The organism is Pseudomonas sp. 5C2, assembly GCF_034314155.1.
In the GTDB taxonomy this organism is placed as follows: domain Bacteria; phylum Pseudomonadota; class Gammaproteobacteria; order Pseudomonadales; family Pseudomonadaceae; genus Aquipseudomonas.
The window spans coordinates 2,343,794-2,367,876 of sequence record NZ_JAVIWH010000002.1; the positions used below are offsets into that span (position 1 = coordinate 2,343,794).

At 56.5% G+C, this 24,083-nt stretch carries 19 protein-coding genes and 4 tRNA genes; 9 read left to right on the plus strand and 14 right to left on the minus strand.

Features of this window, described 5'->3' with window-relative positions; translation table 11 throughout:
- Nucleotides 1-165: 165 nt before the first annotated feature.
- From RGU44_RS11465 to RGU44_RS11480, 4 genes are all read right to left on the minus strand, one after another.
- Nucleotides 166-720, minus strand: coding sequence for a GNAT family N-acetyltransferase (locus RGU44_RS11465; RefSeq protein WP_322178285.1), 555 nt, complete (start codon nucleotides 718-720; stop codon nucleotides 166-168).
- 28 nt (nucleotides 721-748) lie between these two features.
- Nucleotides 749-1,507, minus strand: a complete 759-nt coding sequence (gene dnaQ / locus RGU44_RS11470; protein WP_219061463.1) for a DNA polymerase III subunit epsilon — start codon at nucleotides 1,505-1,507, stop codon at nucleotides 749-751.
- The gene (gene rnhA, locus RGU44_RS11475; RefSeq protein WP_374028618.1) at nucleotides 1,500-1,967 is read right to left on the minus strand and encodes a ribonuclease HI; all 468 of its coding nucleotides are present in this window, start codon (nucleotides 1,965-1,967) and stop codon (nucleotides 1,500-1,502) included. Before rnhA ends, dnaQ begins: the two co-directional genes overlap by 8 nt.
- A gap of 71 nt (nucleotides 1,968-2,038) precedes the next feature.
- Nucleotides 2,039-2,797: a class I SAM-dependent methyltransferase gene (locus tag RGU44_RS11480; protein WP_322178284.1), complete on the minus strand. Its 759-nt coding sequence runs from the start codon at nucleotides 2,795-2,797 to the stop codon at nucleotides 2,039-2,041.
- Nucleotides 2,798-2,879: 82 nt separating this feature from the next.
- Between RGU44_RS11480 and gloB the strand changes: the two genes are divergently transcribed.
- The 8 genes from gloB (at nucleotide 2,880) to fabI (ending at nucleotide 13,525) form a co-directional block, all read left to right on the plus strand.
- Nucleotides 2,880-3,659 (plus strand): hydroxyacylglutathione hydrolase, encoded by a 780-nt coding sequence (gloB, locus tag RGU44_RS11485; RefSeq protein WP_322178283.1) that lies wholly within the window; start codon nucleotides 2,880-2,882, stop codon nucleotides 3,657-3,659.
- 99 nt (nucleotides 3,660-3,758) lie between these two features.
- A complete protein-coding gene (locus RGU44_RS11490) occupies nucleotides 3,759-5,189 on the plus strand; it encodes a lytic transglycosylase domain-containing protein (protein ID WP_322217191.1) in 1,431 nt (476 codons plus the stop codon).
- A gap of 138 nt (nucleotides 5,190-5,327) precedes the next feature.
- Nucleotides 5,328-7,154, plus strand: a complete 1,827-nt coding sequence (locus RGU44_RS11495; RefSeq protein WP_322217193.1) for an extracellular solute-binding protein — start codon at nucleotides 5,328-5,330, stop codon at nucleotides 7,152-7,154.
- Nucleotides 7,151-9,004 carry an extracellular solute-binding protein gene (locus tag RGU44_RS11500; protein WP_322217196.1) on the plus strand — a complete coding sequence of 618 codons (1,854 nt, stop codon included), beginning with the start codon at nucleotides 7,151-7,153 and terminating at the stop codon, nucleotides 9,002-9,004. The genes RGU44_RS11495 and RGU44_RS11500 overlap by 4 nt, the downstream gene beginning before the upstream one ends.
- A gap of 1 nt (nucleotide 9,005) precedes the next feature.
- Nucleotides 9,006-10,079 (plus strand): microcin C ABC transporter permease YejB, encoded by a 1,074-nt coding sequence (locus RGU44_RS11505; protein WP_322178279.1) that lies wholly within the window; start codon nucleotides 9,006-9,008, stop codon nucleotides 10,077-10,079.
- A gap of 1 nt (nucleotide 10,080) precedes the next feature.
- Nucleotides 10,081-11,100, plus strand: a complete 1,020-nt coding sequence (locus tag RGU44_RS11510) for an ABC transporter permease (RefSeq protein WP_322178278.1) — start codon at nucleotides 10,081-10,083, stop codon at nucleotides 11,098-11,100.
- A gap of 1 nt (nucleotide 11,101) precedes the next feature.
- Nucleotides 11,102-12,712 carry an ABC transporter ATP-binding protein gene (locus tag RGU44_RS11515; RefSeq protein ID WP_322217199.1) on the plus strand — a complete coding sequence of 537 codons (1,611 nt, stop codon included), beginning with the start codon at nucleotides 11,102-11,104 and terminating at the stop codon, nucleotides 12,710-12,712.
- Between the two features lie 18 nt (nucleotides 12,713-12,730).
- On the plus strand, nucleotides 12,731-13,525 hold the full coding sequence (gene fabI / locus RGU44_RS11520) for an enoyl-ACP reductase FabI (protein ID WP_219061472.1): 795 nt from the start codon (nucleotides 12,731-12,733) through the stop codon (nucleotides 13,523-13,525).
- A 164-nt stretch (nucleotides 13,526-13,689) separates the two neighbouring features.
- Here the strand turns inward: fabI and RGU44_RS11525 are convergent, their stop codons facing one another.
- The 10 genes from RGU44_RS11525 to RGU44_RS11570 all read right to left on the minus strand — a co-directional run bounded on the left by RGU44_RS11525 (nucleotide 13,690) and on the right by RGU44_RS11570 (nucleotide 22,919).
- Nucleotides 13,690-15,561, minus strand: coding sequence for a SurA N-terminal domain-containing protein (locus RGU44_RS11525; RefSeq protein WP_322217201.1), 1,872 nt, complete (start codon nucleotides 15,559-15,561; stop codon nucleotides 13,690-13,692).
- Nucleotides 15,562-15,658: 97 nt separating this feature from the next.
- Nucleotides 15,659-15,735, minus strand: a tRNA-Asp gene (locus tag RGU44_RS11530).
- A 53-nt stretch (nucleotides 15,736-15,788) separates the two neighbouring features.
- Entirely contained in the window at nucleotides 15,789-16,061 is a 273-nt protein-coding gene (locus RGU44_RS11535) for an HU family DNA-binding protein (protein WP_002552737.1), read from the minus strand.
- 139 nt (nucleotides 16,062-16,200) lie between these two features.
- Nucleotides 16,201-18,597, minus strand: a complete 2,397-nt coding sequence (gene lon / locus RGU44_RS11540; RefSeq protein WP_322217203.1) for an endopeptidase La — start codon at nucleotides 18,595-18,597, stop codon at nucleotides 16,201-16,203.
- A gap of 156 nt (nucleotides 18,598-18,753) precedes the next feature.
- Entirely contained in the window at nucleotides 18,754-20,037 is a 1,284-nt protein-coding gene (clpX, locus tag RGU44_RS11545) for an ATP-dependent Clp protease ATP-binding subunit ClpX (protein ID WP_322178273.1), read from the minus strand.
- A gap of 105 nt (nucleotides 20,038-20,142) precedes the next feature.
- On the minus strand, nucleotides 20,143-20,784 hold the full coding sequence (clpP, locus tag RGU44_RS11550; protein WP_322178272.1) for an ATP-dependent Clp endopeptidase proteolytic subunit ClpP: 642 nt from the start codon (nucleotides 20,782-20,784) through the stop codon (nucleotides 20,143-20,145).
- 91 nt (nucleotides 20,785-20,875) lie between these two features.
- The gene (tig, locus tag RGU44_RS11555; protein WP_322217206.1) at nucleotides 20,876-22,186 is read right to left on the minus strand and encodes a trigger factor; all 1,311 of its coding nucleotides are present in this window, start codon (nucleotides 22,184-22,186) and stop codon (nucleotides 20,876-20,878) included.
- A 390-nt stretch (nucleotides 22,187-22,576) separates the two neighbouring features.
- Nucleotides 22,577-22,661: transfer RNA gene (locus RGU44_RS11560), tRNA-Leu, on the minus strand.
- 56 nt (nucleotides 22,662-22,717) lie between these two features.
- Nucleotides 22,718-22,793, minus strand: a tRNA-His gene (locus RGU44_RS11565).
- 49 nt (nucleotides 22,794-22,842) lie between these two features.
- Nucleotides 22,843-22,919, minus strand: a tRNA-Arg gene (locus RGU44_RS11570).
- A gap of 280 nt (nucleotides 22,920-23,199) precedes the next feature.
- Between RGU44_RS11570 and folD the strand changes: the two genes are divergently transcribed.
- Nucleotides 23,200-24,054, plus strand: a complete 855-nt coding sequence (gene folD, locus RGU44_RS11575) for a bifunctional methylenetetrahydrofolate dehydrogenase/methenyltetrahydrofolate cyclohydrolase FolD (protein ID WP_322178270.1) — start codon at nucleotides 23,200-23,202, stop codon at nucleotides 24,052-24,054.
- Nucleotides 24,055-24,083 lie beyond the last annotated feature (29 nt).

The window sequence follows — 24,083 nt, forward strand, 5'->3', positions numbered from 1 at the left end:
AGGTTACCTGTGCGCCGTTTTAACGCCCCGCACTGACGTGGCCGCAAGCGGCGATTCAGGTCCGTTTTTGGACATAATTAAATTTCCGCGCTTGCGCTTTCTGTAAATCCAAATCGCTACCCCCTCCCCGCACGCCCCAAGAATAACGTTCAGTAACTTCTGGCGTTAGTCTTCAAACACCAAGTACCAGAAAATCGCGGCTTCCCGTGTTTCAGGGTCGATAGCCCGATACAGCATGTGATCGATGCCACCCATCACAAAACCGCAACGCTCGTAGAGCTTGCAGGCTGCCAGATTATTGTTTTGAGTTTCAAGCATCAGGCCCGGCAGGCGGTGCTTGCGGCTCCAGAACTGCGCAACATCCAGCAGTGACCTCGCCACCCCCTGGCGACGCGCCGAAGCGTCCACAGCCAGCTCGTCCACATGGGCAAAGCCATTCCAGTGAGTGCTGAGCACCACATGGCCCACTGCCCGCTCGCCTAGCCAGGCCACCAGTACCGTGCTGCCAGCAGCGTCCCGATAATGGCAAAACTCTTGGGAATCGATCCCGTAATTCTTGCGATAAGGCTCGACGGGGTCGATTTCCCAGGAGTCGACACGCTGACCAACCTGCGCCAACGCATAGCCGCTGACGGTGAAGGTGAACTCGCTGTTGAGGATGTAATCCTCGAAGCACTCATCCGCGACTCGAATGGACAGTGCCGGGTTTTCCTGAGTCATGACACCACTGCGCTATCTGAAAATGAGTTTACTGGGGAGTTTGCGCTTGAGCCTCTTGCAACTGCACCCACAACGCTGGCGCACCGGCAGATTTCGCGATTGCCGCCATGCGCACGTCGTGCTCAGCCATTTCGCTGTCGCTGGCCCGGATCACCCGCGCTGGTTGCCGATCCGCTGGCAAGCGGCGAATTTCACTGGCCGTGTTGCCCGATCCTTCTCCCGAGCCGTTGCCATCGGTCGCATTGCCTGCCAGAGACAGACTGGTCTGCCCGCCGGTCATGGTCAGATAAACGTCGGCAAGAATCTCGGCATCGAGTAAAGCGCCGTGCAATTCACGGCCGGAGTTGTCGACACCGTAACGCTTACACAGTGCATCAAGGCTGTTGCGCTGGCCAGGATGACGCTCCCGGGCCATCGCCAAGGTGTCGAGGATGGTGCAATGCTGAGTAATATCAGCCTTGTCACGCTGCCCCATCAGGGCGAATTCGTTGTTAATGAAGCCGACGTCGAACGCTGCGTTGTGGATGATCAGCTGCGCGCCCTTGATGAACTCGAAAAACTCTTCCGAGACCTCATTGAAGCGCGGCTTGCCCACCAGAAACTCGTTGGTGATGCCGTGGACCCCAATGGCGCCCTCATCACTCTCGCGATCCGGTTGCAGGTACACGTGGAAATGCCGCCCGGTCAGGCGGCGGCCGATCAACTCCACGCAACCGATCTCGATGACCCGGTGGCCATCGGTAACGGGCATACCGGTGGTTTCGGTATCGAGTACGACACTACGCATGTTTGATGCCTCTCACTTCATCTACACCGCGGTTGGCCAACTGATCGGCGCGCTCGTTGCCGTCATGGCCGGTGTGCCCACGTACCCACTTCCAGGTCACGGTATGGCGATTGACTTGCTCATCGAGCAACTGCCACAAGTCGGCATTTTTCACCGGTTGTTTAGCCGCGGTTTTCCAGCCGCGTTTCTTCCAGTTGACCAGCCACTCCTTCATGCCCTTCATGACATATTCGGAGTCGGTAACAACCAGTACGTTGCAGTGCCGTTTGAGTTCTTCAAGACCACGAATGGCCGCGGTCAGCTCCATCCGATTGTTGGTGGTATTGGCCTCGCCACCCCACAGTTCTTTTTCGACCCCCTTGCATACCAACAAGGCGCCCCAACCGCCAGGGCCAGGATTACCTTTACAGGCGCCGTCGGTGAATATTTCAACGCTTTCGCTCACTACAACCGTTTCCATCAAACCTTCCATCGAGCTTTCCACCGAACTTTCATCGACAAACCATCAACCGGCTTGTCTTGCGTAACGCTTTACGGCTGCGGATTGCGCCGATTGACCTTGGCCATCGGCAATGGCAGCAGTTTGCCCATGGTCTCACGCCGCACCTGACGCACAGGACGCAGACCGACCACGATCTTGCGTGCAACCAGTAAGTAGAAGCCGCCGCCGGGACTTTGCCAACCGTCGCCGAGGCGTTCCAGCCCGGCCAGTCGTGCTTGCCAGGCCGCTGAAGCAAGCGGCGGACGATAGCACCCGAAGCGTCGTTTCTCCAGCGCAAAGCCCAGCAGGTTCAACCAGTCCACCACCCGCGACGGCGAAATGCAGCGGGCCTTGCGCAGGGCATCATGAGCGAAAACATGCCGCAGCCCCCAGGCGCTCCACGGGTTGATCCCGATAATCAAAAGATGTCCACCGGGGCGCACACTGCTGGCCGCTTCACGCAGCAAACCGTGAGGCGACAAACAGAAATCCAGACCATGCTGCATGACCACAACGTCGGCGGCGTGCTCGCTCAGGGGCCAGGCCTGTTCTTCACAGACGATTTCCACGCCGGGCAAAGGTGCACCCAGACGTACGTTACGCTGGACCTGTTTAGCCGCTGGCGGCGCTTCGGCAGAAGGGCCGTAATGCACCAGGTAGCCGCCAAAAAAACGGCCCAGCTCATCTTCGAGCACCCGCCGCTCCTCCTCCAGCAGCAGTTGCCCTACCGGTCCGGACAACCACTCACGGGCTGAGCTGATCAGCGCAAGCCATTCAGAATCAGCCTGGGCGAAAGCTTTATCAGTCATTTCTGTTCTCCATGAGGGCACTCGCGTAGAACCTCTATAGACCCTAAGATGCACCATTGTTTCCCGCTTAGCGAACTGCGCCATGATACAGATTGATGCCCTGCCCGCTTTCACTGACAACTACATTTGGTTGTTACAAAACACTGCCAGCCGGTGCTGTGCGGTGGTCGATCCTGGCGATGCTGCACCGGTTCTGGCCTGGCTGGAACAGCATCCGGGTTGGCAGCTCAGCGACATTCTGGTCACCCACCACCATTTCGATCATGTGGGCGGCGTCGAGCAACTGAAAAAAGCCACTGGTGCCCGGGTACTGGGTCCTGCGGCCGAAAACATCCCGGCGCGAGATGTCGCGCTCAACGACAACGACCAGATCAGCGTACTCGGCCTGACCTTTGCTGTGTACGCTGTGCCCGGTCATACCCTGGGCCATATCGCCTTCTACCACGACGACCCGACCGCACCGTTACTATTTTGCGGCGACACGCTGTTCGCGGCAGGTTGTGGCCGACTGTTTGAAGGCACACCCGAGCAAATGCATCAGTCATTGAGCCGTCTGGCGGCGCTGCCGGACAGCACACTGGTGTATTGCACACATGAGTACACCCTGAGCAATCTGCGCTTCGCCCAAGCGGTAGAACCGGGTAATTGCGACATCGCCGAACGCTTCGCCCAAGTGAGCCAATGGCGCAGCGAAAACCGGATCAGCCTACCTTCAAATTTAGCGCTGGAACGACGCACTAACCCATTCATTCGGACCCATGAAAGATCCGTTAAAGAAAAAGCAGACGAACGGACTGGCACGGACAATCAGTCGCCAAGTGCTATTTTTGCTAGCTTGCGTGCTTGGAAAGATAAGTTCTAAGCACCGTCTTGATCAGCATAGAAATTCTGAAAGGTTGACCGTTGGCTGGCTGGTTCCTAGAATCGCCCGACATTTTCGCCTGGAACTACCCCCCAGCCAATGTCGTCATCCATACGCAAAGTCATCAATTCAGACGCATTGACCCGACTGGTCCCGGCTATCGCCGTGGCCCTGAGCGCTACGCTGGCCGGCTGTCAGACCACCAGCCAAATCGACTCTGTCAGTACCCATCACGCGCCGAATCTCGCCGCCGGCATCAAGCAAAAACCGATTTTTCTCAGTGACAAACCGACCCCACTAGTACCTCAGGATGTCTGGGAGCGGATGCGTCAGGGCTTCCAGTTGCAAGAAGGCAACGGTCAGAACCCACGTATCGATCAACAACGTCTATGGTTCGCCAACAATCCATCCTTTCTGGAAAACGCTGGCGAACGCGGCAGCCTCTACATGCATTACATCGTAGAGCGCCTCGAAGAACGCAACATGCCGCTGGAACTGGCCTTGCTTCCGGTAATCGAAAGCGCCTACAACCCCCTGGCCTATTCACGCAGCGACGCGGTAGGCCTGTGGCAGTTCATTCCATCGACCGGGCGTTACTTCAACCTTCGTCAGACCAGCTTTTACGACGGCCGCCGCGACATTACCGCCTCGACCATCGCCGCCCTGGACTACCTGACACGCCTGCACGATATGTTCAACGGTGACTGGCTTTTGGCGCTTGCTGCCTATAACGCTGGCGAAGGTACCGTCAGCCGGGCCATCGAACGCAACCAGAAACTTGGCCTGCCCACTGATTACTGGAACCTGCCACTGCCGCAGGAAACTCAGGATTACGTGCCCAAGTTCCTCGCACTGTCCCAAGTGGTGCTCGCACCGGAAGCCTACGGCGTCAACCTCAATCCGATTGCCAACCAGCCCTACTTCCAAGTCGTTGAACTCAACCAGCGCATGGACCTGTCAAAGGTCGCCGCCATGGCGGATATCGACGAAGACGAGCTTTTCCAGCTTAACCCGGCGTTCAAGAAACGCATGACCGTCGACGGTCCACAGCATTTGCTGGTGCCAACCGCCAAGGCACAGTTGCTGACCGCCAGCCTGTCGAACATGAAACCGCAGGAAATGGTGGGCTGGCAGCAATACCGCGGCACTGGCGACACGCTGGCCAGCCTTGACAAACCTACGCGAAGCCGCAACTACAGGGTGAAAAAGGGCGATAACCTGGTAGCCATCGCCAAAGCCAACAAAGTTGAGGTCAAAGACCTGCAGCACTGGAACCAACTGTCCGGGCGAAACCTGAAAGTCGGGCAGACCCTGGTCATGCAGGACATGATCAGCCCCAAGGGTAAAGGCAAAAGCAAAGGCAAAAGCAGCGACAAGAAGTCGACCCAGTACACGATACGCAAAGGCGATTCGATGTACATGGTGGCCAAACGTTTCAACGTCGAGATGGAGCATCTCCAACGCTTGAACCCACGTAGCGGCCATGCCCTCAAACCAGGCCAGACCCTGACCGTGTATCAGGCCCCTTGAGATCCACTGGCTTGCACCCCTGAATAACCAGACGGGATACGCAGCAAAGGGCCACCCTGGAGGTGGCCTTTTTCCAACGGATACAAGCTGTTACTGTACCGACCAAGAAGCCCAAGCCTCCTGGATCGAATCTCTGACTTGATACGCCTCCTCCTGTTATTCACCTTGGTCTTGAGCTTTTCCGCAGGCGCAACCATCAGCGAAAGCCATGGTTACGCGCAGTTCGGTGTGCTCAAGTACCCAGCCAGCTTTACCCATTTCGACTGGGTCAATCCCGAGGCGCCGAAAGGCGGTACCTTGCGGATGATGGCATTTGGCACTTTCGATACGCTCAACCCTTACACGTTCAAGGGCAGCAGTCCGATTTCGACGCCAAATTTTCTGCAATACGGGGTCAACGAGCTCAACGAACCGTTGATAGTCGGCACCGGTCAGTACGACCCGTCCGGTGATGAGCCGACCTCCAGCTACGGCCTGATCGCGCAAACCGTCGAATACAGCGAAGACCGCAGTTGGGTGGTCTTCAACCTGCGCCCGCAGGCGCGTTTCCATGATGGCAAACCAATCACCGCGTATGACGTTGCGTTCTCCTATCGGTTACTGCTCAAGGAAGGTCATCCGCAATACCGCACTGCCCTGCAGGAAGTGCAGCGGGTCGACATTCTTGGTCGCCATCGCATCCGCTTCGTCTTCAAGCGTGCCGGCAACCCCTTGCTCATCCTGCGTCTCGGCGAACTGCCGGTATTGCCGCAGCACTACTGGAAAGATCGCGATTTCAAAGCCACCACCTTCGAACCACCCGTGGGCAGTGGTCCTTACCGGATTACCAAGGTGCAACCCGGACGGCAACTGGTGTTTGAGCGGGTCAAGGACTGGTGGGGCAAAGATCTGGCGGTGAACCGTGGCAAGTACAACTTCGATCGGGTCAACGTGGAGTTCTACCGCGACAGCGATGTGGCATTCGAAGCATTCAAGGCTGGTGAGTTCGACATCTACATCGAGCATCAGGCCAAAAACTGGTCCAACGGATACAACTTTCCGGCGATCGCCCGTGGCGACGTGATCAAAACGCAGATCCCGCACAAGATTCCAACCCAGACCCAAGGGCTGTTCATGAACTCCCGGCGCGGCACCTTCTCGGACGTCAAGGTGCGCGAAGCGCTGGGGCTGATGTTCAATTTCGAGTGGACCAATCGCGCGCTATTCAGTGACGCCTACACCCGCTCGGCGAGCTACTACCCTAACAGCGAGTTCTCAGCCACCGGCCTGCCGTCAGGTCACGAGTGGCTGATGCTGTCGCCCTGGCGTGATCAGTTGCCGCCGAACCTGTTCACCCAGCCGTTTAGTGTGTCTAAAACCGAGGGGGGTGATATTCCCCGGGAAACCCTGCGCAAAGCGCTCGGGCTGTTTGCCGAAGCGGGCTGGAAGTTGTCGGATCAGCGGTTACTCAATCGCAACGGGCAGCCCTTGCGCTTCGAAATATTGCTGGTCAATCCCAACCTTGAGCGGATTCTGCAGCCTTACATTGAGGACCTCTCTCGCCTCGGGATCGACGCTCGCTTACGGACCGTAGATCGCGCCCAATACAAGCAGCGCCTGGACCAGTTCGATTTCGATATGATCTTGATGACCTTGAACCAGAGCCTCAGCCCCGGTCTTGAGCAATGGCAGTACTTTCACTCCAGTCAGGCTGGAATCAAAGGCAGCAAGAATTACGCAGGCGTATCCAGCCCGGTGGTCGACAGCCTGCTCGATCAATTGCTGGCGGCACAATCACGCGACGAACAAATCGCCGCAGCCCGTGCCTTGGACCGGGTGTTGCTTTGGCAGCAGTACTGCATCCCAAACTGGTACCTCGATTATCATCGCCTGGCGTACCGCAACCGGTTCGCCCAGGTCACCACCCCAACCTACACTCTGGGTTTGCGTGCGTGGTGGCTCAAGCCTTCGGAGAAAACCCAATGATTGCTATGCGCTCCCTGCTGATGCGGGCCAGCGGCATGTTGCTGATGGGCGTGGCCTGCATAGCCCTGGCCGCCCCCGAACACGCAGTGACCCTGTACAACGAGGCGCCGAAATACCCCGCCAATTTCAAACATTTCGATTACGTCAATCAGGACGCCCCCAAGGGCGGCAGCTTTCGTCAGGCCGGCTTTGGCAGTTTCGACAGCCTCAACCCCTTTATCAATAAAGGCGTGCCAGCTGACGACATCGGCATGATTTACGACACCCTGACCCGCCATAGTCTGGATGAGCCCTTTACCGAATACGGCCTGATTGCCGGCAAAATCGAAAAAGCGCCGGACAATAGCTGGGTGCGCTTCTATTTGCGCCCCGAAGCCCACTTCCACGATGGTCACCCCATCCGTGCCGAAGACGTGGTATTCAGCTTCCAGACCCTGATCAAGAACGGTGCCCCGATGTATCGCGGCTACTATGCAGACGTTGATCAGGTCATCGCCGAAGACCCTCTGCGCGTGCTGTTCAAGTTCAAAAGCAGCAACAACCGCGAGTTGCCACTGATCCTCGGCCAACTGCCGGTCCTGCCCAAGCACTGGTGGGAAAATCGCGACTTCGCCAAAGGCAATCTGGAAATCCCGTTAGGCAGCGGCCCGTACAAGGTGGCCGAAGTCAAAGCCGGGCGCTCGATCCGTTACGAACGGGTCAAGGACTACTGGGGCAAAGACCTGCCGGTTAACCGTGGTTTTTACAACTTCGACACCCTGTCCATCGATTACTATCGAGACAATACCGTTGCCCTTGAAGCACTCAAAGCCGGGCAATTCGATTATTGGCTCGAAACCAGCGCCAAGAACTGGGCCACGGCTTACAACACGCCTGCCGTCAACGCCGGTCGGTTGATCAAGGAAGAAATCCCCAACGGCAACCCTACCGGCATGCAGGGCTTTGTCTTCAACCTGCGGCGTCCGATATTTCAAGACGTGCGGGTGCGTGAAGCATTGAACCTGTTGCTGGATTTCCAGTGGACCAACAAGCAACTGTTCAATGGCGCCTACACCCGGACCAAAAGCTACTTCGATAATTCGGACATGGCCTCCAGCGGCTTGCCGAGTAAAGACGAACTGGCCGTACTCGAGCCGTTGCGCGGCACCATTCCTGACCGGGTGTTCACTGACGAGTTCAAGCTGCCGGTCACCGATGCCAGCGGCATGATTCGCCCACAACAGCGTAAAGCCTTTCAACTGCTGCAAGAGGCCGGCTGGAGGATCGTCGGCGACAAGATGGTCGACACCCAAGGCAAGCCAGTGACCCTCGAGTTCTTGTTGGCGCACACCGAATTCGAACGCATCCTGCTGCCCTTCAAGCGCAACCTCAGCGACCTCGGCATCGATCTGGTGCTGCGTCGGGTCGATGTCTCGCAATACGTAAACCGCCTGCGTTCGCGTGACTTCGACCTGATTGTCAGCGGCTTTCCGCAATCCAGTTCACCGGGCAACGAACAACGCGAGTATTGGCACTCCTCCAGCGCGGAGAAGCCGGGCAGCCGCAATTTCATCGGCCTCAAAGACCCGGCCATCGATAGCCTGGTCGACGGACTGATCGATGCCGACTCGCGGCAAAGCCTGATCACCCACGCCCGTGCGCTGGACCGTGTGCTGCTTTGGGGCTACTACGTGATCCCCAACTGGCACATCAAAACCTGGCGTGTGGCGTACTGGGACCATATCGGTCATCCCAAGGTGACACCGCTGTTCGACGTCGCTACCTCGACCTGGTGGATAAAACCCGACGCCAAACCGGCCAACCCTGCACAACCCCCTGAGCAAGCCGAGCCGGCGAGCGTGGAGCAATAAGATGCTGGCTTATATTTTTCGGCGTTTGCTGCTGATCATTCCGACGTTGTTCGGCATTTTGCTGATCAATTTCGTGATCATCCAGGCAGCGCCCGGCGGTCCGGTGGAGCAGATGATCGCCAAGATCGAGGGCTTCGATGGCGCAACCAGTCGCATTGCGGGCGGTGGCGCAGAGGTGTCGGTGGCAGGCTCCAGTTATCGCGGTGCGCAAGGGCTTGATCCAGCACTGGTGAAGGAAATCGAGCACCTGTATGGCTTCGACAAGTCAGCACCCGAACGCCTGTGGATCATGATCAAGAACTACGCCACGCTGGATTTTGGCGACAGTTTTTTCCGCGATGCCAAAGTGATCGATCTGATTATCGAGAAGATGCCGGTGTCCATTTCCCTTGGACTGTGGAGCACCTTAATCATGTACCTGGTATCGATCCCGCTGGGGATTGCCAAGGCGACACGTCACGGTAGCCACTTCGATGTCTGGACCAGCTCGGCGATCATCGTCGGGTACGCCATTCCGGCCTTTCTGTTTGCCATCCTGCTGATCGTGGTGTTCGCTGGCGGTAGCTATTTCGACTGGTTCCCCTTGCGCGGCCTGACCTCGAACAACTTCTCCGAGCTGAGCTGGGGCGGTAAAGTGTTCGATTACTTCTGGCACCTGACGTTGCCCGTCACCGCACTGGTGATCGGCAACTTCGCGACCATGACCCTGCTGACCAAAAACAGCTTTCTCGACGAGATCGGCAAGCAGTACGTCATCACCGCCAAAGCCAAGGGCCTGAGCCAGCATCGTGTGCTGTACGGCCATGTGTTTCGTAACGCCATGCTGTTGGTGATCGCGGGGTTCCCTTCGGCCTTTATCAGCATCTTCTTCACCGGCTCGCTGCTGGTGGAAGTGATCTTCTCCCTCGACGGCTTGGGCTTGATGAGTTTCGAGGCGGCCATCAACCGCGACTATCCGGTGGTCTTCGGTACTTTGTTTCTTTTTACCCTGCTCGGGCTGGTGGTGAAATTGATCGGTGACATCACGTATACGCTGGTCGATCCACGTATCGACTTCGAAAGCAGGGAGAATTGACATGACCCTCTCCCCTCTCAATCGCCGACGCTTCGAGCGCTTCAAGGCCAACAAGCGCGGATGGTGGTCACTGTGGTTGTTCCTGGTTCTGTTCGGCCTGAGCCTGGGCGCCGAACTGATCGCCAACGACAAGCCGCTGGCCGTGCACTATGACGGCGAGTGGTATTTCCCGGTATTCAAGCGCTATCCCGAAACGGTCTTCGGCGGCGAATTTCCGCTGGAAGCCAATTACAAAAGCCCCTACATCAAGGAACTGCTGGCAGCGAAGGACGGCTGGACCCTGTGGGCACCGATCCCCTACAGCTACCAGAGCATCAATTACGACCTGAAAGTCCCGGCCCCTGGCCCGCCGTCGCGGGAGAACTACTTCGGCACCGACGATCAGGGCCGCGATGTGTTGGCAAGGGTCATCTATGGCTTCCGTATTTCCGTGCTGTTTGCACTGACCTTGACCGTACTCAGTTCGATCATTGGCGTCATCGCGGGCGCCCTGCAGGGTTTTTATGGTGGTTGGGTGGATCTGCTGGGGCAACGTTTCCTGGAAGTCTGGTCCGGGCTGCCGGTGTTGTACCTGCTGATCATTCTGGCCAGCTTCGTCCAGCCTAATTTCTGGTGGCTGCTGGGCATCATGCTGCTGTTTTCATGGATGAGCCTGGTGGACGTGGTACGCGCCGAGTTCTTGCGGGGGCGCAACCTGGAATATGTGCGCGCCGCACGGGCCCTGGGCATGCAAAACGGGGCGATCATGTACCGCCACATCCTGCCCAACGCCATGGTCTCGACCATGACCTTCATGCCGTTCATTCTCACGGGCGCTATCGGCACCCTGACCGCCCTGGACTTCCTCGGTTTCGGCTTGCCAGCAGGCTCCCCGTCGCTGGGTGAATTGGTGGCCCAAGGCAAATCCAACCTCCAGGCCCCTTGGCTTGGGATCAGCGCCTTTGCCGTGCTGGCCCTGATGCTCAGCCTTCTCGTGTTCATTGGCGAATCCGCCCGCGACGCTTTCGACCCAAGGAAATGAGATGAACAAGGACAATTTGATCGAAGTCCGCGATCTCGCCGTCGAGTTCGTTACCGGCGAGCAGGTCCATCGCGTGGTCGAAGGCATCAGCTTCGATATCCGCCGGGGCGAAACCCTGGCGCTGGTCGGCGAAAGCGGTTCTGGCAAATCAGTCATCGCGCACTCGTTTCTGCGCCTGCTGTCCTACCCGCTGGCGCGCCATCCCAGCGGGACCATCTACTACGCCGGGCACGACCTGCTGACGCTGAGCGAAAAAAGGTTGCGCGCGATCCGTGGCAACCGGATCGCCATGGTTTTCCAGGAGCCGATGACCTCACTTAACCCGCTGCAGTCCATTGAGAAGCAAATCAATGAAGTCCTCGGTCTGCATAAAGGCTTGCAGGGCAAGGAAGCCACCCTGCGCACACTGGAGCTGCTTGAGCTGGTGGGTATAACCGAGCCCGAGAAACGACTCAAAGCTCTGCCACACGAGCTCTCAGGCGGCCAGCGACAGCGTGTGATGATCGCCATGGCCTTGGCCAACGAGCCTGAACTGCTGATCGCCGACGAACCGACCACCGCACTCGACGTGACGGTACAGCTGAAAATCCTCAAATTGCTCACCGAACTGCAGGCCCGACTGGGCATGGCGCTGCTCCTGATCAGCCACGATCTGAACCTGGTTCGGAGAATTGCACATCGGGTATGTGTCATGCAGCACGGTCGCATCGTCGAACAAGCGTCATGTGAGGAGCTGTTCCGTTCACCTCAGCATCCGTACACACAAGAATTGCTGGGTGCCGAGCCCAGTGGCGGCCCGGTGGACAACGTTGCTGGCGCGCCGCTGCTCGAAGTCGATGACTTGCGGGTGTGGTTTCCGATCAAGAAAGGCCTGTTCAAAAAAACCGTCGATCATGTCAAAGCAGTCGATGGCATCACCTTCAGCCTGCCCCAAGGGCATACCTTGGGGATTGTCGGTGAAAGCGGCTCGGGCAAATCGACGCTGGGTCTGGCGATTCTTCGGCTGATAGGTAGCAAGGGCGCCATACGGTTTCAAGGCAAAACGCTAGACTGCCTGACGCAAAAGGAGATTCGTCCGCTGCGTCGGCAAATGCAGGTGGTGTTTCAGGACCCTTTCGGCAGCCTGAGCCCCCGCATGTGCGTAGGCGAAATTGTGGGTGAGGGCCTGCGTATCCATGGCATGGGCACAGAGGCTGAACAGGAACTCGCCATCATCGAAGCGCTCAAGGAGGTAGGCCTGGACCCGGAAACCCGGTACCGCTACCCTCACGAATTTTCCGGCGGGCAACGGCAGAGAATCGCCATTGCCCGGGCATTAGTGTTAAAACCGGCGCTGATTGTGCTGGACGAGCCCACCTCGGCGCTCGACCGGACCGTTCAGCGCCAAGTGGTGGAGCTACTGCGCTCACTGCAAAAAAAGTACAACCTGACCTATTTGTTTATCAGCCATGACCTGGCGGTAGTCAAAGCGCTTAGCCACCAGCTTATGGTGGTCAAGCAGGGGAAAGTCGTTGAACAGGGTGCGGCGCGCAGCATTTTTGCCGCACCGCAACATACCTATACACAGCAGCTGCTGGAAGCCGCCTTTTTGGCACCGGTAGCTGTCGATTAACCTGAAGAGGAACAACACATGGGTTTTCTCGCCGGTAAGCGCGTCCTGATCGTCGGTGTCGCTAGCAAACTGTCCATCGCATCCGGCATCGCTGCCGCCATGCATCGCGAGGGCGCAGAGCTGGCCTTCACGTATCAGAACGACAAACTGAAAGGTCGTGTCGAAGAGTTCGCAGCAGGTTGGGGCTCAGGCCCGGAACTGTGCTTCCCTTGCGACGTGGCCAGCGACGAAGAGATCGCCAAGGTCTTCGAAGAACTGGGCAAGAAGTGGGATGGCCTGGACGTGATCGTTCACTCGGTTGGCTTCGCCCCTGGCGACCAGCTTGACGGTGACTTCACCCAAGCGACAACACGCGAAGGTTTCCGCATCGCTCACGACATCAGCGCCTACAGCTTCGTCGCATTGGCCAAGGCCGGTCGCGAAATGATGAAAGGCCGCAACGGCAGCCTGCTGACCCTGTCCTACCTGGGTGCAGAGCGCACCATGCCTAACTACAACGTGATGGGCATGGCCAAGGCCAGCCTGGAAGCCGGTGTACGTTACCTGGCCGGTAGCCTTGGCCCGGAAGGCACACGAGTGAACGCAGTATCGGCTGGCCCGATCCGCACCCTCGCCGCCTCCGGCATCAAGAACTTCCGCAAAATGCTCGCTGCCAACGAAGCGCAAACACCGCTGCGTCGCAACGTGACCATCGATGAAGTCGGCAACGCCGGCGCGTTCCTGTGCTCGGACCTCGCGTCCGGCATCAGCGGCGAGATCATGTACGTCGACGGCGGCTTCAACACCACCGCGATGGGCAACCTCGAAGAGTAAAAACTCAACGCGCGGCACCCAAAAAGCCCGCCGTTCTCACGAACGGCGGGCTTTTTGTGTTCGGCCCTACGGGAGTTGCGAAAGCGTCTGTTCAGGCACAAAAAACTTCAGACAAAAAAAGGCCACTCATTGAGCGGCCTTCTTTTTTGTCGCGGGATCAGACGTCAGTAACGGGTGATCTTCGCTTTGCTTTGCAGCTGTGCGCGGTAAGCAGCGAAATCCTGCTGACCGGCACGCGAGGCGAGGAAGCGACGGTACTGGGCCTTCTCATCGGCTGTCGGTGCTGCGGCTTCGTTGACACCATTAAGGCGCACCACCACGAAGCTGCCATCAGCCAACGTCAGGCTGGTGTAGGACGGCTTGTCCTTGCCTTGAGGCTTGGGCATGCGGAACAACGCCTGCAGAACCACCGGATCGATGCCTTCCTGACTGCGGGTGACCGCTTCCAGGACTTTCCAGCTTTGACCGTTCTGCTTCGCAGCGAGAGCGATCTTGCCATCGCGCAGACCTGCAACCAGCTCGGCACCTTTGGTCTTGACCGCTTCGGTGGCGTGATTCTTGATCAGCTGCGCACGAATGCTGCTGGCAACGCTTTCAAGTGGCAGCTGCTCTGGCTGACGGTGTTCCTTCATCCGTACGACCACAACCGTTTCCGGATCAAGTTCCAGCGGAGCACTGTTGGAGCCTTCTTCAAGCACTTCCGGGCTGAACGCGGCCTGGATCACTGCACGGTTGGAGGTCAGGCCTTCACCGCCCTCTCGACCAAATGGCGCAGTGGTTTGCACTTTCAGTTTCAGTTCTTGAGCTGGCTGCACCAGATCGGACGCTTCGAACGCCGAATCTTCAAGCTGCTTGGTCACGTCAACGAAACGCTGCTCGACCTGCTGGCTTTTCAATTCGTGGGTGAGCTTGTCTTTCAAGCTGGCGAAGCTCGGCACCGACGGTGCTTCAACGCCCAACAACTTGATCAAGTGCCAACCGTAGTCGCTGCGTACCGGACCCGAGACCTGATCTTTCTTCAGGTCATACAGCGCCTTTTCGAAAGCCGGATCATAGACACCCTTGCCCGCGTAACCCAGGTCACCGCCTTTGCTGGACGAACCCGGGTCCTGGGAAAACTCCTTGGCCAGGGCCGCGAAATCCTCACCTTTGGCCAAGCGCTGTTGAATCTCTTCAACCTTCGCTTTGGCCTGAGCTTCGTTCAGTTTGTCATTCACTTCGATCAGAATGTGCGCAGCACGACGCTGCTCGGCAAGGTTGCCGATTTCTTTCTGATAAGCCGCCTGCAAATCGGCGTCTTTGACTTCAACCTGATCAAAGAAAGAAGACTTCTTCAATTCGATGTAGTCGAGTACGACCTGCTCCGGGCTCATGAACTCTTTGGCGTGTTCGTCGTAATGCGCTTTGACTTCATCGTCGGTCACTTTCGCGGCCGCAGTGTCCGCTTTGAATGTCAGCGTGGCGAAATCGCGAGTCTGTTTTTCCAGACGAGCGAACGCATCAACCTGAGCATCGGTCACGAAAGCGCTACCTGCCAAACCGGCACGCAACTGACCAATGAGCATTTCCTGAGTCAGCATTTGGCGGAATTGCAAACGGCTGAAGCCCAGTTGACGAATCACCTGATCGAAACGGTCAGCGCTGAATTTGCCGTCTACCTGAAATTCAGGTGTCTGCAAAATCTGCTGATCCAGAGCCGCTTCGGAGAAAGCAAATTTCGAATCGGCTGCACCTTGCAGCAACAACTTGCGATCAACCAGCCCTTTCAAGGCTGCGTCGTGCAACATTTTGTCATCCAGCAGCGCAGGATCGAAATCCTTGCCCAACTGCTGAATAAGCTGACGGCGTTGCATATCGACCGCCTGACTCAGCTCGTTTGTCGTGATTTCTTCACCATTGACCTTGGCAGCATCCTGACTCGTGCTGGTGGCCCTGAAAATGGCGTCAAAACCGGTCAAGGCCATCAATGCCACGATGACCCCAATGATCGTCTTGGCAATCCAGCCTTGGGAATTGTCCCTGATATTTTGCAGCATGCGTCCCCCAGAACGGTTGTAAAGATTAACCAACCGCGGAGCGTGGGTGGAATCCGGATAGAAGAAAGGCGCATCCGAGGATGCGCCTTCTCGTAACTGGCGGAGCGGACGGGACTCGAACCCGCGACCCCCGGCGTGACAGGCCGGTATTCTAACCGACTGAACTACCGCTCCGCTGCCAGGACAAGAATGACCAGGTCCTGGATGGGCAAAGGCTTGAAAGAAACTTAGTTAACAGCTTCTTTCAGGGCTTTACCGGCTTTGAAACCTGGTTTTTTAGCTGCTGCGATTTCCAGCGTCTTGCCGGTCTGCGGGTTACGACCGATACGAGCAGGACGATCTGTTACGGAGAAAGTACCAAACCCTACCAATACCACAGAGTCGCCAGCCTTCAGAGCGCCAGTGACGGATTCGATTACTGCGTCCAGCGCACGGCCAGCAGCAGCTTTCGGGATATCAGCAGATGCAGCGATAGCATCAATCAGTTCCGACTTGTTCACTCTAAGTCCCCTTATATCTATTGAGTATGTTTCTAAGTTTTTTGGTGTAGACAAAAACGAGTGCTGAATGAAGAACAGACACTTTAAGAGCCGCTTTATAACAAGGGCTCTAAAAAGCTGTCAAGGAAGGTCATTCAGGCTAATGCGTGCTGATTCTCTCCTTAGAGTCAGTCTCGCGCTTTTCGTCCTTCGCAACCATCTCCGGGGCCACATCCGGCAAGGGCTCCGGCGCGTATTGCAGCGCAATTTGCAGGACCTCGTCAATCCATTTAACCGGTTTAATCTGCAGGTCCCGTTTGATATTGTCCGGAATCTCTTTCAAGTCCCGTACGTTTTCTTCAGGAATGATCACCGTTTTGATTCCGCCACGGTGCGCCGCAAGCAGTTTTTCCTTCAAACCACCGATGGCCAGAACCTGCCCCCGCAGGGTGATTTCACCGGTCATTGCCACGTCAGCACGGACCGGGATCTGTGTTAGCGCTGAAACAAGGGCCGTGCACATACCTACGCCAGCGCTAGGGCCGTCTTTCGGGGTGGCTCCTTCTGGCATATGGATATGAACGTCACGCTTCTCATGGAAGTCCACGGGGATTCCCAGGCTTTTCGCACGACTGCGCACAACGGTCAGGGCAGCGGTGATGGATTCGACCATCACATCACCCAGCGAACCGGTCTTGATCAACTGGCCTTTGCCAGGCACCACGGCCGCTTCGATGGTCAACAATTCGCCGCCCACCGACGTCCACGCCAAGCCTGTCACCTGTCCGATTTGATCCTGTTGCTCGGCCAAACCGTAGCTGAATTTGCGCACACCCAAGAAATGCTCAAGCATTTCCGCAGTAACGCGGACCTGGAAGCGTTTTTCCAGCGAGTGTTCCTTCACCGCCTTGCGACAGATCTTGGCGATTTGCCGCTCCAGACTCCGCACACCCGCTTCACGGGTGTAGTAGCGGACGATGTCGCGAATTGCTTCCTCGTCTATCTCAACCTCGCCTTTTTTCAAGCCGTTGGCCTGAATCTGTTTTGGCGACAGGTATTTGATCGCGATGTTGATTTTTTCGTCTTCGGTATAGCCAGGCAGCCGGATGACTTCCATCCGGTCCAGCAATGCCGCAGGAATGTTCATCGAGTTCGCGGTGCACAGGAACATCACGTCGGAAAGGTCGTAATCGACTTCCAGGTAATGGTCGTTAAAGTTGTGGTTCTGCTCAGGGTCGAGCACTTCCAGCAATGCAGAGGCCGGATCGCCGCGCATATCACTGCCCATCTTGTCGATTTCGTCGAGCAAAAACAGCGGGTTGCGCACGCCCACTTTCGTCATCTTTTGTATCAATCTTCCCGGCATGGAACCGATATATGTCCGGCGATGACCACGAATTTCCGCTTCATCACGCACACCACCGAGGGCCATACGCACGAACTTGCGGTTAGTCGCATTGGCAATCGACTCTGCGAGAGACGTTTTACCCACACCCGGCGGACCTACCAGGCACAAAACCGGACCGCGAATTTTCTTCACGCGTTTTTGCACGGCGAGGTATTCAAGGATGCGTTCCTTGACCTCATCAAGACCATAGTGGTCGGCATCAAGAATGTCTTCAGCACGAACCAAGTCCAGACGCACCTTGCTCTGAGCCTTCCACGGCACTTGCACCAACCAGTCGATGTAGGTACGCACCACGGTCGCTTCAGCCGACATCGGCGACATCTGCTTGAGCTTGTTCAGCTCAGCCAGCGCTTTGGTCAAGGCGTCCTTAGGCAAGCCGGCAGCGTCAATGCGCTTTTTCAGCTCTTCGATTTCGTTGTGACCTTCGTCACTGTCACCCAGCTCTTTCTGAATGGCCTTCATCTGCTCATTCAGGTAGTACTCGCGCTGGCTGCGCTCCATCTGCTTTTTGACGCGGCCGCGAATGCGCTTCTCGACCTGCAACAGATCAATTTCGGCATCCAGCAAAGCCAATACGTGTTCTACCCGTGCAGGCAGGTCGACGATTTCGAGAATGGCCTGCTTCTGCTCGATTTTCAGCGCCATGTGCGCGGCCATGGTATCGACCAGGCGGCCCGGCTCATCAATGCTATTGAGAGATGACAAGACTTCAGCCGGGACTTTTTTGCCCAACTGCACATACTGCTCGAACTGGGCCAGCAAGCTGCGCACGAACACTTCAGATTCGCGATCAGGGGCATCGACCTCGTCAATCAAGGTCACTTCAGCGCGGCAATGGCCATCGACCTCAATGAAACGTTCGACAGCGCCACGCTGCTCGCCTTCGACCAACACCTTAACGGTGCCATCAGGCAACTTGAGCAGCTGCAACACGGTTGCAACGGTGCCGACGCTATAAAGAGCCTCTTCACCTGGATCGTCGTCTGCAGGGTTTCTTTGCGCGAGCAACAGAATCTGCTTATCCCCAGACATCGCGGCCTCGAGGGCTTCGATAGATTTCTCGCGCCCCACAAACAGCGGGATAACCATGTGCGGATAAACCACGACATCGCGCAATGGCAGGAGAGGCAATTCTATGGTTGTCTTCATGATTTCGCCTCTACGGCGGCCATAAGGCCGGAACATATGGAAGTTAGCTTGAGGTCAAGATGGGGGTAGCGTCTTAAAAAAACAAGCTCTGGCGCAGGAAAAGCAGAAGGGGCCCGAAGGCCCCTTCTTTATTACCTGTCAACGCAGCAGCTTCACTTACGCGTCTGGGGCAGCCTTGGCAACCGGCTCGCTGTTTTCGTAAATCAACAACGGCTTGGACGTGCCCTCGATGACGCTCTCATCGATCACCACCTTGCTCACCTCGGACTGCGAGGGGATCTCGTACATGGTGTCGAGCAGAACACCTTCGAGAATGGAACGCAGACCGCGAGCGCCTGTTTTGCGCTCAAGTGCGCGTTTGGCGATCGATTTCAGTGCATCAGCACGGAACTCGAGTTCCACACCTTCCATTTCGAACAGTTTTGCATACTGCTTGGTCAGCGCGTTTTTCGGCTCGGTGAGAATCTGCATCAAAGCAGCCTCATCCAATTCGTCCAACGTCGCCAGAACAGGTAGACGGCCAACAAACTCTGGAATCAGACCGAACTTGACCAGATCGTCAGGCTCAACCTCACGCAGCGATTCGCCAACCTTCTTGCCTTCGTCCTTGCTGCGTACTTCGGCATTGAAGCCGATGCCGCCGCGAGTGGAGCGGCTCTGAATAACCTTTTCGAGGCCCGAGAAAGCGCCACCGCAGATAAACAGGATGTTACGCGTGTCCACCTGCAGGAATTCCTGCTGTGGATGCTTGCGACCCCCTTGAGGAGGAACGGAAGCCACGGTGCCTTCAATCAGCTTCAGCAAGGCTTGCTGCACACCCTCGCCGGAAACATCGCGGGTAATCGAAGGGTTGTCGGATTTGCGCGAAATCTTGTCGATTTCATCGATGTAGACAATGCCCATCTGGGCTTTTTCTACGTCGTAGTCACATTTCTGCAACAGTTTCTGAATGATGTTTTCCACGTCCTCCCCCACATAACCAGCTTCGGTCAGGGTGGTGGCGTCCGCGATGGTGAACGGCACATTGAGCAAACGAGCCAATGTTTCAGCGAGCAGCGTCTTGCCGGAGCCGGTTGGGCCAATCAGCAGGATGTTGCTTTTACCGAGTTCAACATCATCATTCTTCTTGTCGCGCTGGTTCAGACGCTTGTAGTGGTTGTACACCGCTACTGCCAGAACCTTTTTTGCACGTTCTTGACCAATCACATACTGATCAAGGATGCCGCTGATTTCTTTAGGCGATGGTAATTTATGCGCGCTGCTTTCGGCCTGGGCTTCTTGCACCTCCTCTCGGATGATGTCGTTGCACAGGTCGACGCATTCGTCGCAGATAAAAACCGAGGGGCCGGCAATCAATTTGCGCACTTCATGCTGGCTTTTGCCACAGAAGGAGCAATAGAGCAATTTGCCGTTGTCCTCGCCGTTGCGGGTGTCAGTCATTCGATCGATCCAATCCGGTAGGCTTGCAACACAAGATGAAGGCTATTGCGGGCTTTTTCAAGTCCGCAGGTGGTCAGTTGTTCCAACCACCTACGATTGAGCTGCTTAGCGAGCCATTTGACGCTGAGTAAGAACCTGATCGATCAAACCGTATTCAGCAGCGCGCCCGGCGCCCATGAAGTTATCCCGATTGGTGTCTTGCTCGATGGTCTCAATCGTTTGCCCGGTGTGGTATGCGAGAATTTCATTCAAGCGAGCACGAATGGACAGGATTTCCTTGGCATGGATATCAATATCCGATGCCTGCCCCTGGAAGCCGCCCAGTGGCTGGTGAATCATCATTCGCGAGTTTGGCAGGCAGTAACGCTTTTTAGCGGCGCCGCCAGCCAGCAGGAAAGCACCCATGCTGCAGGCCTGACCGATGCAAATGGTCGACACGTCTGGCTTGATGAACTGCATGGTGTCGTAGATCGACATGCCCGCAGTCACCGAACCGCCTGGTGAGTTGATGTAGAGATGGATGTCCTTGTCCGGGTTTTCGGCTTCAAGGAACAACAGCTGCGCCGCAATCAGGTTGGCCATGTAGTCTTCTACTGGACCTACCAGAAAGATCACCCGCTCCTTGAGGAGGCGCGAGTAGATGTCATAGGCGCGTTCGCCACGGGCGGACTGCTCGATAACCATCGGGACCAGGCCGCCAGCGGCCTGGATGTCAGAGTTCTGCTGAATATAAGAATTGCGGGACATGTCTCGCATTCACTCCCAAATAGTCATTTCTTGAATACACATAAGCCAGCGCGAAGGCTGGCTTATGGGTGTTTTCGAACGAGAGAAAAAATCAGTCGGCGTGTGGAGCTTCTACCGGCTTGACTGCTTCTTCGTAAGAGACCGATTTGTCGGTCACGCTAGCTTTCTGCAAAACAGTATCCACAACTTGCTCTTCCAGCACAACCGAACGCACTTCGTTCAGTTGCTGGTCGTTCTTGTAGTACCAGGACACGACCTGCTCAGGCTCTTGGTAAGCCGATGCCATCTCTTGGATCATCTCGCGAACACGGGCATCATCAGGCTTGAGGTCGAACTGCTTGACCACTTCAGCAACGATCAGGCCCAGCTCTACACGGCGCTTGGCTTGTTCTTCGAACAGCTCGGCTGGCAGTTGATCCGGCTTGATGTTGCCGCCGAACTGCTGAACAGCCTGCACGCGCAGACGGTTCACTTCGTTTTCGAGCAGTGCTTTAGGCACCTCGATCGGGTTGGAGGCCAGCAAGCCGTCCATCACCTGATTCTTGACCTTGGACTTGATCGCCTGACGCAGCTCACGGTCCATGTTCTTGCGAACTTCGGTGCGGAAACCGTCGATACCCGTTTCGTTGATGCCGAACTGAGTGAAGAACTCTTCGTTCAGCTCAGGCAATTTAGGCTCGGAAACAGTGTTGACCGTCACGGTGAACTCGGCGGCCTTATTGGCCAGCTCCAGGTTCTGGTAGTTTTCCGGGAAGGTCAGGTTCAGAACACGCTCTTCGCCGGCTTTAGCGCCAACCAGACCGTCTTCGAAGCCAGGGATCATACGACCGGAACCCAGAACCAGCTGAGTACCTTTGGCAGAGCCACCAGCAAACACTTCGCCATCAACCTTGCCAACGAAATCGATGTTCAGTTGATCTTCGTTCTGAGCGGCACGCTCAGTGACTTCGAAACGAACATTTTGCTTGCGCAGGATTTCCAGCATTTTGTCCAGATCGGCGTCAGCCACGTCTGCACTCAGACGCTCGACAGCGATGGACTCGAAGCCTGCAACCGTGAATTCCGGGAATACTTCGAAAGTAGCCACGTATTCCAGGTCTTTACCTTTTTCAAAGGTTTTTGGCTCTACAGAAGGTGCGCCAGCTGGATTGAGCTTCTGCTCAACCACTGCTTCGTAAAACGTTGCCTGAATCAGATCGCCCAGCGCTTCCTGACGAGCGCCATCTTCATAACGCTGACGGATCACGCTCATAGGCACTTTGCCAGGACGGAAGCCTGGGATCTTAGCTTTACGGGCAGTCTGCTGCAGACGCTTGTTGACTTCAGTCTCGATGCGTTCGGCAGGCACGCCAATGGTCATGCGGCGCTCAAGAGCGGAAGTATTTTCAACAGAAACTTGCATGGATATTCCTCGTTGCACAGACGTTAGCCGGCCGTTTCCGACCCCAGAATCAAGGGCATGCATTCTAGTGGGTCAAACTCAAGAAGTCACCCCACTGAAAAGGGTAAGTAAGCAGCATGAAATCAAGCAGCCGGCAGGGGGGCGACGACGCCCATTGCGAACGATTGACGCAAGGCAGCAAGCGACGCGTCTGGCACACCCCACATAAGGAACCCCTGATGCGTCGCCAGCTCTCTGCATCAACCAAAAATCGCTGAACGCCAGAGAAAACAGGCGAAGCGAGTGGTCGCGCCGGGCGAAACTTTCAATATTCCGAAACAAAAAAAAGCCGCACTAGGCGGCTTTCTGTTGCTTTATGAATGCCGCGGGCATTTCACAAAGCTTGTATCTTGGTGCGGACGGAGAGACTCGAACTCTCACACCTTTCGGCGCTGGAACCTAAATCCAGTGTGTCTACCAATTCCACCACGTCCGCGCTTCAAGCCTTTAAAGCAAAGGCGCCGGATTTTTAAGTCAGGCGCCTTTCGAATATGGGGTGGACGAAGGGGATCGAACCCTCGACAACGGGAGTCACAATCCCGTGCTCTACCAACTGAGCTACGCCCACCATATAGCGTGTGACCGATGCAACATTACTTGTGCCAAAGTTGCCTAAATGGCGCACCCGGCAGGACTCGAACCTGCGACCATCCGCTTAGAAGGCGGATGCTCTATCCAACTGAGCTACGGGCGCTTATTTAATCTGTATTCATTAACCGATTACAAATTAAGAGCTTCAGTCACGCTGAGCCAATCTACAACTCTGCCCGACGTTCTTAACCAGTGCTAGGCTGTGCCCGACAAGTGCGACGAATCTTATAGACGAGCCCCGAGGTCGTCAACTCTTTTTCGAAAAAAATTCAGTTAGATAAAGGAGTTAGAGGAATATACAGACCAAGCGCCTTTGCCCTCGCGCCATGGCATGCGAGAATGCGCGCTCTTTTTCAATCCCTTTCGATGGTTAATCACGCGTCATGACAGCAAAACTAATCGACGGTAAAGCGATCGCAGCCGGCCTGCGCCAGCAGATCGCTAAACGTGTCACCGAGCGTCGCGAACAGGGCCTGCGTACACCGGGCCTCGCGGTGATTCTGGTTGGCAACGACCCCGCGTCCCAGGTTTATGTCTCGCACAAGCGTAAAGACTGTGAAGAAGTCGGCTTCAATTCCAAAGCCTATGACTTGCCTACCGACACCTCGCAGGATGAGCTGACCGACCTGATCGATCGCCTCAACGACGATCCAAATATCGACGGCATTCTGGTGCAACTGCCACTGCCCGCGCATCTGGATGCCTCAAAATTGCTGGAGCGCATTCGCCCGGACAAGGACGTGGACGGCTTCCATCCTTATAACGTCGGTCGGCTGGCGCAACGCATCCCCCTGCTGCGCCCCTGCACCCCCAAGGGCATCATGGCCTTGCTGGAAAGCACCGGTGTCGATCTTTACGGGATGGATGCCGTCATCGTTGGCGCCAGTAACATCGTCGGACGTCCGATGGCGATGGAGTTGTTGCTGGCCGGCTGCACGGTCACTGTCACGCACCGATTCACCCGCGACCTGCCAGGCCATATCGGCCGTGCTGATCTCGTGGTTGTCGCTGCCGGCAAGCCCGGCCTGGTCAAAGGCGAGTGGATCAAGGAAGGCGCGATCGTGATCGACGTCGGCATCAATCGTCAGGCAGACGGCAAGCTGGTCGGTGACGTGGTGTATGAAACCGCCCTGCCCCGCGCCGGCTGGATCACCCCGGTACCGGGCGGCGTTGGCCCGATGACCCGTGCCTGCCTACTGGAAAACACCTTGTACGCCGCGGAAACCCTGCACGTCTGAGTGCGCGGGATCAGGCATAAAAAACGGCA

Coding starts and splice junctions, on each gene's coding strand:
- RGU44_RS11465 (WP_322178285.1), bottom strand. CDS start 720: ATGACTCAGGAAAACCCGGCACTGTCCATTCGAGTCGCGGATGAGTGC.
- dnaQ (WP_219061463.1), bottom strand. CDS start 1,507: ATGCGTAGTGTCGTACTCGATACCGAAACCACCGGTATGCCCGTTACC.
- rnhA (WP_374028618.1), bottom strand. CDS start 1,967: ATGGAAACGGTTGTAGTGAGCGAAAGCGTTGAAATATTCACCGACGGC.
- RGU44_RS11480 (WP_322178284.1), bottom strand. CDS start 2,797: ATGACTGATAAAGCTTTCGCCCAGGCTGATTCTGAATGGCTTGCGCTG.
- gloB (WP_322178283.1), top strand. CDS start 2,880: ATGATACAGATTGATGCCCTGCCCGCTTTCACTGACAACTACATTTGG.
- RGU44_RS11490 (WP_322217191.1), top strand. CDS start 3,759: ATGTCGTCATCCATACGCAAAGTCATCAATTCAGACGCATTGACCCGA.
- RGU44_RS11500 (WP_322217196.1), top strand. CDS start 7,151: ATGATTGCTATGCGCTCCCTGCTGATGCGGGCCAGCGGCATGTTGCTG.
- RGU44_RS11505 (WP_322178279.1), top strand. CDS start 9,006: ATGCTGGCTTATATTTTTCGGCGTTTGCTGCTGATCATTCCGACGTTG.
- RGU44_RS11510 (WP_322178278.1), top strand. CDS start 10,081: ATGACCCTCTCCCCTCTCAATCGCCGACGCTTCGAGCGCTTCAAGGCC.
- RGU44_RS11515 (WP_322217199.1), top strand. CDS start 11,102: ATGAACAAGGACAATTTGATCGAAGTCCGCGATCTCGCCGTCGAGTTC.
- fabI (WP_219061472.1), top strand. CDS start 12,731: ATGGGTTTTCTCGCCGGTAAGCGCGTCCTGATCGTCGGTGTCGCTAGC.
- RGU44_RS11525 (WP_322217201.1), bottom strand. CDS start 15,561: ATGCTGCAAAATATCAGGGACAATTCCCAAGGCTGGATTGCCAAGACG.
- lon (WP_322217203.1), bottom strand. CDS start 18,597: ATGAAGACAACCATAGAATTGCCTCTCCTGCCATTGCGCGATGTCGTG.
- clpX (WP_322178273.1), bottom strand. CDS start 20,037: ATGACTGACACCCGCAACGGCGAGGACAACGGCAAATTGCTCTATTGC.
- clpP (WP_322178272.1), bottom strand. CDS start 20,784: ATGTCCCGCAATTCTTATATTCAGCAGAACTCTGACATCCAGGCCGCT.
- tig (WP_322217206.1), bottom strand. CDS start 22,186: ATGCAAGTTTCTGTTGAAAATACTTCCGCTCTTGAGCGCCGCATGACC.
- folD (WP_322178270.1), top strand. CDS start 23,200: ATGACAGCAAAACTAATCGACGGTAAAGCGATCGCAGCCGGCCTGCGC.